Below are 12,500 nucleotides of genomic sequence, written 5' to 3'. Positions count from 1 at the left end.
GATCCGAGTCCACCCCGGCGGCCGCCAGCACGCCGGTCTGCGCGCCGGTGAGGCTCAGATTGCGCAGGGTGACGTTGTCGGCCCCGAGGAACTGGAACACCGCCGTGCCGCTGGTCGTGTTGCCACGGTTCAGCACCGTGGCATGGCCCGGTTGCACCGCACCCGCTATCTGCACGCCCGAGTCCTGCGCGTCGATGACGATATTGGTGGCCAGCTGGTAGTTGCCGCTGTCCACATGGATCACATCACCCGGGTTAAGGTCATAGGCGCGCAGCAGGGCCGCGAGGCTGGCCATCGGCTTGTCCGCGCTCTTGCCCGAGTTCGCGTTGTCGCCGATGGCTGATGTGTACTCGTCACCTGCCGTCGAGCCGTCGTTGATGTAATAGTCGGTGCCGCCGTTGGCGATCAGGAAGGCCTCGTCGCTGGTGTCGGTCACCGTCTGCTGTGGCAGCTCGGCGCTGATGCGCAGCAGGGCCTTGTTGCCCTGTGTCTCGGCGCTCGGCGTCCAGCTGGTCTGGCCCAGGCCCTGGGCGTTGACGCTCAGGCCTTCGGCAATCGTCGTCCAGGTCTGGCCCAGATCGAGTGACAGCTCCAGGCTCAGGCTCGCGCCTGCCGGAATGCCTGTCGAGCGCCAGCTCACCGTCACCGCCTGATCGGCCTCCAGCTTCTCCAGGCCATTGGGACCCAGCAGCTGTATCGTCTGCTCGGCGCTGGCGGTGGCTTCGTTGCTGTTGCCATAGGCGCCCAGATCGATGCGCCCGCCATTGGGCTGCGGCTCGTTGCCGTAGGCGCTGGCCGGGTTGCCGCGGTCCACCGCCACCGAGTCGGTGCGCAGGTGCACATCGTCGTCGGCCGTGCCGAGTTGATCGTCGGCGCCATCGGCATCGACGTAGCCCGGGTTGGCCGTCAGGCTGCTCTTGTCCTGGCCCAGCTCGTAGAACCAGTCGCTGCGCGTGGCCAGGGTCTTGCCTTCCCAGGAACCGAGCTTGGCGTTGGCGCCCAGGGCGAACAGGTTGTAGTCGGACTGGAAGTCCTCCTGCGAGGTGCTGTTGACCTTGATCGCCGTGCCGCTGCCGCGCACATCCAGGATGTTGTTGGTGATGCGCACATTCTTGCTGCTGCCCTGCACGACGATGGCGTCGGCCGTGCTGGTGATGATGGTGTTGTTCTCCACCACCGGCGTGCCACTGACGCCGTCCAGCACCACGCCGTTGCCGCCATTGCCGATGATGCGGTTGTTGCGCACATCGGCCTGATTGCCGCTGACCATCACGCCCACGCCTGTGTTGGCGTGGATATGGTTGCCCGCGATGACATTGCTGCTGTTCAGGCTGTACACGCCGGTGGTGTTGGCGAAGACGTGGTTGTCCACTGCATGGCCGCTGCCGATGACGCTGATGCCGGTGGCATTGCCCGAGACCTCGTTGCCGCTGGCCACCGCCCCGCCGTTGACGGCAATGCCCGCGCCCACATGGCCGCTGACCTGGTTGCCCGTGACCTGCACGTTCCAGCTGGCGGCGATGCCGCCACTGCCCAATCCGGCGGCCTTGTTGCCCGAAACCTTGTTGCCGCTGATCACCGTGGCATTGCTCTGACCGGTGGCCGGCGAGTTGCTGGCGCTGATGCCGGTCTGGGCGTTGTCGCGCACCTCGTTGCCCGTGACCTTGGCCCGCGCGCCGCTGACGGTGATGCCGTTCGAGCCGTTGTCGCGAATCAGATTCTTTGACAGCACGGCGTCGGTGGCCGCAATCGTCACGCCGGTGCCGGTGTTGTTGCGAATCTCGCTGTCTGTCAGTTTGAGGAACTCGTTGCCGGCACCGACCGAGACACCGGCGCCGCTGTTGCCGAACACCTTGCTGTTGAGCACCGTGACATGATCCGAGTCCACCCCGGCGGCCGCCAGCACGCCGGTCTGCGCGCCGGTGAGGCTCAGATTGCGCAGGGTGACGTTGTCGGCCCCGAGGAACTGGAACACCGCCGTGCCGCTGGTCGTGTTGCCACGGTTCAGCACCGTGGCATGGCCCGGTTGCACCGCACCCGCTATCTGCACGCCCGAGTCCTGCGCGTCGATGACGATATTGGTGGCCAGCTGGTAGTTGCCGCTGTCCACATGGATCACATCACCCGGGTTAAGGTCATAGGCGCGCAGCAGGGCCGCGAGGCTGGCCATCGGCTTGTCCGCGCTCTTGCCCGAGTTCGCGTTGTCGCCGATGGCTGATGTGTACTCGTCACCTGCCGTCGAGCCGTCGTTGATGTAATAGTCGGTGCCGCCGTTGGCGATCAGGAAGGCCTCGTCGCTGGTGTCGGTCACCGTCTGCTGTGGCAGCTCGGCGCTGATGCGCAGCAGGGCCTTGTTGCCCTGTGTCTCGGCGCTCGGCGTCCAGCTGGTCTGGCCCAGGCCCTGGGCGTTGACGCTCAGGCCTTCGGCAATCGTCGTCCAGGTCTGGCCCAGATCGAGTGACAGCTCCAGGCTCAGGCTCGCGCCTGCCGGAATGCCTGTCGAGCGCCAGCTCACCGTCACCGCCTGATCGGCCTCCAGCTTCTCCAGGCCATTGGGACCCAGCAGCTGTATCGTCTGCTCGGCGCTGGCGGTGGCTTCGTTGCTGTTGCCATAGGCGCCCAGATCGATGCGCCCGCCATTGGGCTGCGGCTCGTTGCCGTAGGCGCTGGCCGGGTTGCCGCGGTCCACCGCCACCGAGTCGGTGCGCAGGTGCACATCGTCGTCGGCCGTGCCGAGTTGATCGTCGGCGCCATCGGCATCGACGTAGCCCGGGTTGGCCGTCAGGCTGCTCTTGTCCTGGCCCAGCTCGTAGAACCAGTCGCTGCGCGTGGCCAGGGTCTTGCCTTCCCAGGAACCGAGCTTGGCGTTGGCGCCCAGGGCGAACAGGTTGTAGTCGGACTGGAAGTCCTCCTGCGAGGTGCTGTTGACCTTGATCGCCGTGCCGCTGCCGCGCACATCCAGGATGTTGTTGGTGATGCGCACATTCTTGCTGCTGCCCTGCACGACGATGGCGTCGGCCGTGCTGGTGATGATGGTGTTGTTCTCCACCACCGGCGTGCCACTGACGCCGTCCAGCACCACGCCGTTGCCGCCATTGCCGATGATGCGGTTGTTGCGCACATCGGCCTGATTGCCGCTGACCATCACGCCCACGCCTGTGTTGGCGTGGATATGGTTGCCCGCGATGACATTGCTGCTGTTCAGGCTGTACACGCCGGTGGTGTTGGCGAAGACGTGGTTGTCCACTGCATGGCCGCTGCCGATGACGCTGATGCCGGTGGCATTGCCCGAGACCTCGTTGCCGCTGGCCACCGCCCCGCCGTTGACGGCAATGCCCGCGCCCACATGGCCGCTGACCTGGTTGCCCGTGACCTGCACGTTCCAGCTGGCGGCGATGCCGCCACTGCCCAATCCGGCGGCCTTGTTGCCCGAAACCTTGTTGCCGCTGATCACCGTGGCATTGCTCTGACCGGTGGCCGGCGAGTTGCTGGCGCTGATGCCGGACTGGGCGTTGTCGCGCACCTCGTTGCCCGTGACCTTGGCCCGCGCGCCGCTGACGGTGATGCCATTCAGCCCGTTGTCGCGAACCAGGTTCTTTGACAGCTCGGAGTCGGTGGCCGCAATCGTCACGCCGGTGCCCGAGTTGTTGCGGATCTCGCTGCCGCTCAGCGTGAATGATTCATTGCCGGCGGCCACGTTGATGCCGGTGGCCGTGCCATAGACCTTGCTGTCGATGACGCTGACCTGGTCGGAGTTGGCCGTGGCCGCGAGCAGCACGCCGGTCTGTGCCCCGGTGATGCTGAGGTTGCGCAGTATCACCTTGTCGGCGCCCTGGAACTCGAACACCGCCGTGCCCGTGCCGGCATTGCCCCGGTTGATCACGGTGGCGTGCTCGGCCGCACCGAGGATCTCGACGCCGCTGTCCTGCTCGACGACGAAGATATTGGTGCCCAGCGTGTAGTTGCCGGTATCCACCTTGATGATGTCGCCGGAGTTCAGGTCATAGGCATCCAGGATGGCCCGTATCGAGGCCTTGGGCTTGTCCGGCGTCAGGCCGTCATTGGCGTCATTGCCGACGGCCGAGCTGTACTCGTCGCCGACCAGCGAGTTGTCATTGACGTAATAGACGTGGATGGGCGCCAGCACCTCGAACTTGGCGTCCGAGCTGTCGGTGATGCTGGGTGCGGCCACCGATGTGATGCGCAGCTCATAGTCGCTGGCCGGATCGAAAGCCTCGCCGTCCACCGTCCACAGATAGCTGCCGTCATTGACCTCGTTGCTGGCCAGCAAGGTGAACTCGGTCTGGCCCGCGCCGCGCACCTCGATATTGACGGTGCCGGTGAAGCCGAACGAGCGCCAGCGCAGCTCGACGGTGCTGTTCTGGCCAATGCGCTCACCGCCATTGGGAGCCAGCACGGTGATGAACTGCGCCGGACTGCGGCCTGCCTGGGCCGTGTTGCCATAGGCCCCCAGATTGATGTAGCCGCCGTTATTGGCCGGCTCGTTGGTGAAGGCATCCACCGCGCGGCCGCGGTCTATGGTGACCGACTGCTGGTCGCTGACCAGGGCCATGACGGCCTGCAACTGCGGCAGGCCGCTTTCGCCGCGCACCGGTGCCAGCCCACCACCGGCAAAGCCGCCGTGCAGGCTCTTTTCATGGAAGTCATCGTCGCGGCCATCCGACTGGGCGTTCACATAGCCCAGCTGGTCGTCCACGCCGTCCATGTCCACGAAGGCGGGGTCGGCCACCAGGCTGTTGGCGTCGCCAAAGGTGGCGCTGCGCCAGGCCGCGAGGTCGGCCCGATCTGCCCCCTGCCAGGCACCGAGCTTCGCGCCAGCGCCACTGGGCATGAACAGGTTGTAGTCGGACGCGAAGCCCTGCTGGCTGTCGGCCGCGACCCACAGCGCATAACCCTGCGAGGCGCCGAGGATGTTGTTGTAGAAGCGCACGTCCTTGCTGCTGCCGTCCACCCGCACCGCATCGCCAACAGTCTGGATGACCGTGTTGTTGATGAAGTCGAGCTGGTTGGCGCTGATCTGCACGCCGCGCAGGCTGTTGGCATAGATCAGGTTGTTGCGCACCCGGCCCGCGGTCGAGCCCTGGCTGTCGTCAATCTTCAGCCCGGTGGCGTTCGAATAGATGACGTTCTCGGCCACCTCGCCATGATCGGTCTGCACGCCGATGCCGGTGTTGGCGTAGACGCGGTTGTTGCTGATGCGGCTGTTGCTGCCCTTGATCTGTATGCCGTTGGCATTGCCATGGACCACATTGGACTGCGCCAGCGCACCGCTGTTGCTGTTGATGCCCCAGCCCGCCGTGCTGCCCCAGACCGTGTTGCCGGCAATCAGGGCATAGTCTGCCTCTATGCCGCCGCCGCGGTTGTTGTAGATCAGATTGCCGTTGCCCTTGCTCAGATCGGTGTCGCCGATCACCGTGCGTTGCGCCTCCGTGCCACCGGCGCTCTTGATGCCGACGCGGTTGTCATGCGCGGTATTGCGCTGGATCAACGCGCCCTTGCCGCCGTCGAAACTGAAGCCAATGTCATTGCCCCAGGCCTGGTTGTCGCTGGCGGCCGTGAACAGGCCGCTGATGCTGAAACCGCTCTGGCCATTGCCGTAGGCGCTGGAATGGGTCAGTGCAGCGAAGCCGCCGCTCAGGAACACGCCGTGCAGCTTGTTGTCGAAGGCCACCAGGCGGTCGAAGCTGGCGAACGGCGTGGCGCTTTCGATGCGAATGCCGTCCTGGGCATGACCCGAGGCGGTGAGGTCGCTGGCCTGGAAGCCGTCCGAACCGTCGTGCACATGGAGGCCTCGGTTGGCGTTCTCCAGGGTCAGGTGTCGCACCGTCACGAAATCGGCGTCAATGAGCTCGATCAGCGCACGCGTCTTGTCGCCGGCAATGGCCGGGAACAGGCGTGCGATCTGGCTCGCATCGACCGGACCGGTGATGGTGAAGCCCTCGTCCTTGCCCATGCCCGGGCCGACCGAGTCGGCCAGACGGGCGCTGACATCGGCATCGCCGCTGACGGCGATGTTGTCGATCAACGGATAGTCGCCGCTGTCGATGAACAAGGTGTCGCCGGCCTGCAGCTCATAGGCCCGCAGCAGATTGACCGGATTGGTCTTCGGCGCATCGGCCGTCTTGCCGGTGTTGCGGTTGCTGCCCACGGCGCCCGGGGTGTAGGCATCGCCGGCATCGCTGCCGTCGTCCACATAGAAGTTGTGGCCATCTTCGGGCACGCTGAAGGTTTCCTGCGCGCGGTCCATGACCTCGGGTGCATTGACCAGCGAGATCTGGATGCGCAGGCCCTTGGTGCCGAAGTCGATGCCACTGTGCTGGGGCGTCCAGATGAACTGGCCGTTGTCGGCCACCGAGGCGGCGATATTGGCCAGCAGCCTGGGGCCGTCCGGTGTGTCCTGCAGCAGGTCTATGCGCACCGGCGAGTTGGCCGTGTTGTTGCTGGTCTCCCAGCGTATCGTCTGCGGCTCGTTCTTCTCCCAGTCGGTGTACAGATCGGGCCAGCGCAGGGCGATCTTGCGTGCCGTGCTGGTGCTTGCCTCGTGCGTGCCGGCGCCATAGGCACCGACATCCGGCGTGAAGCCATCGGCCACCACGCCCAGGAAGGCCTGGTCCACGGCCACATCGTTGGGCGTGCCGCTGTTGCGCAGCGCATCGACGCGCAGCACCGCAAAGCGCGCACCGGCGGGTATGCCGGTCCGTCCACCGACCAGCTCCCAGCGGTCGGCCGCATTGGTGGCCTTGACCAGACTCTCGCCCAGCACCGTGCCATCGGCGGCCAGGAAGCTCAGTTTCAGCGTACCGGTGTCGCGTGAGCCGGCCTCGCCGGCGCCCAGCGCAGCCGTGCGCAGGCGGGCGCTGAACACCATGTCCAGCGTACCGCTGTCCAGCTGGGCGGCGGTGTAGCCTGCCGCACGCAGATCGATGTTCTGCCAGGCAAAGCCCTGCTCCACGCTGCCCGCGGTGAAATACTTGCCGCCCTCGTAGGCGTTGCCGGCCTTGGCGCCGGCATCGGTGTTGACCGTCCAGCCCGCGGTGCCGTTCTCGAAGCCGGCGTTGTTCAGCAGGTTCTGATAGCTGAGGGACTGGCCGATGTCCAGCATTGCATTGCCGGCATCGACACCGGGGCTGCTGGAGCGCAGACCGGCCGTGGCGTCGAACAGGCGGAAATCGCCGCGCGACAGATCACGGAACTGCGGCCGCGCCCAATCCGGATTGACGGCGGTGGCGCCAATCGAATGCTGGTCGTAGCGGGCCACATCGACCTGCCAGTCGAGCACATCGGTGAAGGTCTTGGTCCAGAAGACCAGAGCCCCGCCGCCGCTCTTGTAGAGGTTGTTGTAGTCGCTGTAGAAACCGGCCTGCGAGTCATTGGCCACATAGATGTCGTAGCCGCCCTCGGCCCAGAGGATATTGCCCTGGATCTCGACATTCGAGCTCTTGCCCTGCAGACGGATATTGTCCCCGGTGGCGGCATAGAAGGTGTTCTGCGCGATACGCAAATCGCTGGCACCGGTCAGCTGCAGGCCGGCCTTGACGTTGCGGTCGAACAGGCTGTGCGTGACGCGCAGGCCGCCCATGTCGGCCGTCACGTCGACGGCGATCTGGTTGGCCGTGAAGCGGCTGTACTGGATCGAGCCGGCGAAGTTGGCCACCGCACGGTCATTGTCGTGCAGCCACATCGCCTGCTCCAGCGAACTGCCGCCCAGCACACCGGTGCCGGTCACGGCAACCACGCTGCCACTGACCTCCTGCATCTGCACCTGGGCGCCGTTCATGACGATGCCGGTGACGTTGTCCTTGAGCTGATTGACGCCCGAACCGGCGACGAAGCCCAGCGCCTGCGCTCCCGACACGCTGGTACTGATGCCGATCTGGTTCTGGCTCAGCACATTGCCGCTCAGCGCAGCACCCGCGCTGTAGCGCACACCGGTCTGGGTCTTCTCGATGCGGTTGCCATCGATCAGGCCGGCGAAGGTCTTGCCGATGTCCAGGCCCACGCTGCCGCCGCTGATCAGGTTGTCGCGGATGCGGCCGCTGGCGGCCACCGCCAGCTCCAAGCCGGTCTGCGTGGCCTTGATGGTGTTGGCACTGATGGTCAGGCCGCTTGCACCGACCTCGGATTCATTACCCTCCTGCACCTTGAGGCCGCGCAGCGTGTTGTGGTCTATCAGCGCACCCTGTACGGCGCCGGTGACCGTCACCGTGCCGTTGATCTGGTTGTGCGTGATTTGCGCGCCGCTGCCGTTGATCAGCTCGACGTTCTTGACGACCGATTCGGTCAGCGTGAAGCCGTCCGCGTCCTCGACGATGACATTGCCGGCACGTACCCGGGACAGCAGCACATCGTGAGCGCCGGCGGCCACCTCGATGCTGCCCACCAGGCCGTCTTCACCAAACAGCTGCACGCCGGCGTCGTCGGCCTCAATGGTGATCGCGCCATGCTCGCCGATGATGATGATGCTGTCGCCGGCACCCAGATCCTGCTCGTCCAGAATGTCCTGCAGGCTCACGCCCTTGGACGAATCGGCCACAAAGGTGCGGCCCAGCGTGGCCGTCATGCCGCGCACATAGACCTCGGGCTGACTGCCGAAGGCATCGGCCCAGGCCACGCTGGTGCGGCCCTGGGCGTCTGTCGCCACGGCCAGGTCCTGGGCACGGCCGCCTGTGAGGCTGAGCCCTCGGCCCGTGGCCTCGCCCGGCACCTCCTCGGCAAATGCATTGCCGTTCCAGCGCATTGCATTGAGCTGGGTCGCCAGCTCGGTGGCACCCGGGCCGCGCAGCCACAGCAGGCGCAACGCGTCACCGCCGGCCGACAACGTCGGCTGCGAGATCGTGTCGTTACCGAAAGCTATGCCGAAGTCGGCTTGCAAATGCTGAGCACGGGTGGCGTCATAGCGCGCCACCAGCAGACTCGCACCTTGATCCGAGAAGGCCTGCCAGGCCATGAACAGCTGGCCCTGGTGATAGGCCAGGCTGGGTTGGGCGTTGTGGCTGAGCGAGCCCTCCAGCAGCCCATCCGCTGCGGCCGAGCCGGCAAGCACCGACCAGGCCGTGCCGTTGAACTCCTGCAGCACCACCTGACGGACGCCGCCGATCACCTCCGTCCAGGCGGCGGCCACCTTGCCGCCATCGCTGGCCAGGGTCAGGCCTTGCACGGCCGCACCGCTGACCGGCGCGATCAGGCTCTGCCAGGCACCACCTTCGAAGCGGCGGGCCTGCACGGTCTTGGCATCCGCCGCGCCGTCCAGCCACATCACGACCGGCCCTGCGGCCGTCATCACCAGCTGGGCGCTGTCGGCCTGGCCGCCCGAGGACAGGGTCCCGAGGCTGACCCAGGCGCCGCCACTGAAGCGGGCGGCTCGTATCTCCTGCTGACCGCCCTTGGTGGATGTCCAGACGACGATGGGCGCACCTGTGCCATCGATGGCGATGCGAGCGTCGAAAGCCGACTCGGCCGTCAGCGAGCTGCCGCTGGCGCTGCCCAGCGACACCCAGGCGCCGTTGACCAGCTGCGCCACCCGAACTTCAGGGCTGCCGTTGCGCGTTTCGGTCCAGACCACGAACTGCTGGCCATTGGCCACCGCCATCGCGGGCTCGGTGGACAGCCCCCCCGTTCCCGACAGGCCACCACCCGTGACCGTGCCACCCAGGTCGGCCCAACGGCCGCGCTGGATAACACCGTCGGGCAGCTTGGCCGCCGCGCGGTTGATCGTGTAGTTGATCGCCTGCAGTGCAGGCGCCGCGGTTGGCGTCGGTGCCACAAAGGCGGAATCGTCGCCATTGCCGCCGAACTGGATCACATTGCCGCTGCCACCGCCGGCCTCGGCCTGGGCAAAGCCCTGGGTCCCGTCGATGAGATCGTCACCGCCCTCGCCATACAGCAGGTCATTGCCGCCCTGCCCATAGAGCTTGTCGCGGCCCGAGCCGGCCTCGTTGCCGCCGGTGCCAAAATCGCCGTAGAGCTGATCGACCGCGTTGTCGTCGTTCGCACCGCTGACCGAGTGGCCATACAGTGCGTCGTGGTCGGCACCGCCCAGCATCAGGTCGGCGCCTGCGCCGCCCTCCAGCAGGTCGTCGCCGGCACCGCCTTCGATGATGTCGTCGCCACTGCCGCCGCCGATCTGGTCGTTGCCGGCAAAGCCGTACAGCCGGTCGTCGCCGGCACCGCCATCCATGCGGTCGGCGCCATCGTTGGAGCCGTAGACCTGGTCATTGCCGTCGCCGGCATCGACCTCGTTCAGGCCCGCACCGGTGTGGACGATGTCGTCGCCGGCGCCGGATGCTATGCGGTCATTGCCGAAGCCGCCGTCAATCAGGTCGCCGCCGCTGCCGCCGACGATGTGGTCATCACCCCATTCGCCGCTGAGTTCGTCGGCCACGCCATCGTCGGCATCCGGCGCCACGCCATAGATCGTGTCGTTGCCGAGGTGGCCGAAAATCTTGTCGGCGCCGAGGCCACCGTACACCAGGTCATTGCCCGCGCCCGCGTCGATGACGTCCTTGCCCGAGCCGCCGTCAATGAAGTCGGCGCCGCCCTGGCCATGGATCTGGTCGTCGCCCGCGCCGCCCTCGATCAGGTCGCCGGCGCGCACGCCGTCGCTGAAGTCGGGGTCGCTTTCGCCACCGTCGTTGGAGCCGTAAATGATGTCGTCGCCATCACCGCCACGCAGCACATCGCCGACGCCGCTGCCGGCCACCAGCAGGTCATTGCCCGCCGCGCCGCTCAGATCGTCGGCGCCATCGCCGCCATACACCTGGTCGTCGGCGCTGCCGCCGCGGATCTCGTCGGCACCGCCCATACCGAAGGCGATGAGCTTGACGTTGACCGAAGAGGCGTCCATCAGGTCGCCATCGTCATCGCCCTCCATCAGCAGCTCGGCCGCCGTCACCGGGCCGTTGACCCGTATCGTGCCGCCTTGGGCCCTGTCGGCATTGCGGTAGTCGGTGCGCAGGGTCAGCCGTCCTCCGATCTGCACCTTGCCATTGATCAGCACCGCGTCGCCGGACTGCAGGGCCACGGCGCCGAGCAGCGCCGAGATGCGGCCCTGCTCGCCGATCAGGATGTGTTCGTCGGCGGCCAACGTGTCGGTGGTGCTCAGGCGCACGTCACCCGTGCTTGCAACCACCTGCTCGATGTTCAGACCCGAGGCGGTCTCGCGGATGAAGACATCGCGTGCGGCCAGCGCATTCAGCGCACCGGGCGCCGACAGCTGGGAGTCGATCTCCAGATCGTTCAGCAGGCTGCCGATGGCGCCGGCCTGTGCCGTCAGGCTGATGCGATTGCCGGCCACGTCGGCCAGCGCGTCGCCCTCGGCATCGACAATGCCGCCGGCCGCAACCAGGCTCACGTCGTGGGCGCTGGATCGGATCTCGCCGGCACGCAAATCACCGTCCACCTCGGTCAAGGTGATGCTGCCATTGCTGCGCACATCGATGCGGCCCATGCCGGTCAGGTCGGTGCTGGCAGTGATGTTGATGCGCGTGGTGCCTGCATCGGCCTGCACGACGATATTGCCGCCGGCCTTGAGCATCGCGAACGTCGCATTCGTGTCGACCTGCACGCCACCGATGGCGAAGATGGCCAGCGGCGGCTCGAAGGCCGGGCCGGCGACATCGGGCTTGTAGTGGTTCTCATAGGTGGCCGTGCTGCCACCGATGCCGCCGGCCATCTTCTCGGTCACATCGACCAGATAGCTCGTCAGCACCTGACTGACGGCGGTCTGCAGCAGGCTGGGTCGCAGCAGCAGATCGATGTCGGCACCCGCCTCCAGCGTTCCGACCTTCATGTGGCCCGGCGTGGCACTGCCGCGGTCCAGCAGCCCCAGGCCCAGGGCCATGCTGCCGCCGGCCTTGGCGTTCAGTCCGGTCTCGCGGCCGGCGCTGGCCACCAGCTCGATGTTCAGGCGCTGGTTGCTGGCGGCGATGCGGCCAGCGGCCTGCAGGTCCACCGAGTTGCTGCGCAGCAGCTGCGCGGCAGTCGACAGGATATCGCCCGCGCGGGCCACCACCGTGGTGTTGCCCAGCGGGTTGTCAATCACCCCGTTGAGCACCACATTCGCGTGGCCGGTCTGGGCCAGGTTCTCGATGCGCAAGGCGGTCGGGCCGTAGTCATGGCTGATGTCGAACTGGAACTGGTTGATGTCCGCCTCAATGGACACCTGGGCCCGGCCGCTGCTGTCCACCGGTTTGATGTCACCCACCCACAGGTCCTTGGTCGAGTGGTTGATCAGCTCGACCGTCTCGAAGCTGTGGCGGCCCTTCAAAGTGCCCAGCGTGCCCTCTATCGTGCCCAGATTGCCGGGCAGCAGACCCATGGGCACGGCATTGACGGCAAAGCGGGCCTTGCCGATGCCGCCGTTGTTGTCGATCTTGCCCACGACGATGCGGCCAGCCTCGCTGGTCGCGGTGACGCCCTGCGCCTCGGCGATATTGCCGGCGGCATCGATCACCAGCTTGGGCGTCGGTGCCGACAGCAGG

Annotated in this window: 1 protein-coding gene (cut by a window edge); it reads right to left on the bottom strand. The window is 66.6% G+C overall.

The annotated features are described in order from the left end of the window. Positions 1 to 12,500 carry part of the coding region annotated (locus DES47_RS03855; protein ID WP_166651840.1) for a right-handed parallel beta-helix repeat-containing protein on the bottom strand (this coding region is incomplete at its 3' end). Its footprint extends 14,810 nt past the window's final position, so 12,500 of the 27,310 annotated nt are shown.

Origin of the sequence: Roseateles toxinivorans (assembly GCF_004362525.1) — a bacterium.
GTDB classification, from domain to species: domain Bacteria; phylum Pseudomonadota; class Gammaproteobacteria; order Burkholderiales; family Burkholderiaceae_C; genus Paucibacter; species Paucibacter toxinivorans.
The sequence above is the reverse complement of the archived record's forward strand: the minus strand, read 5'-3'. Positions and strand labels throughout refer to the sequence as shown.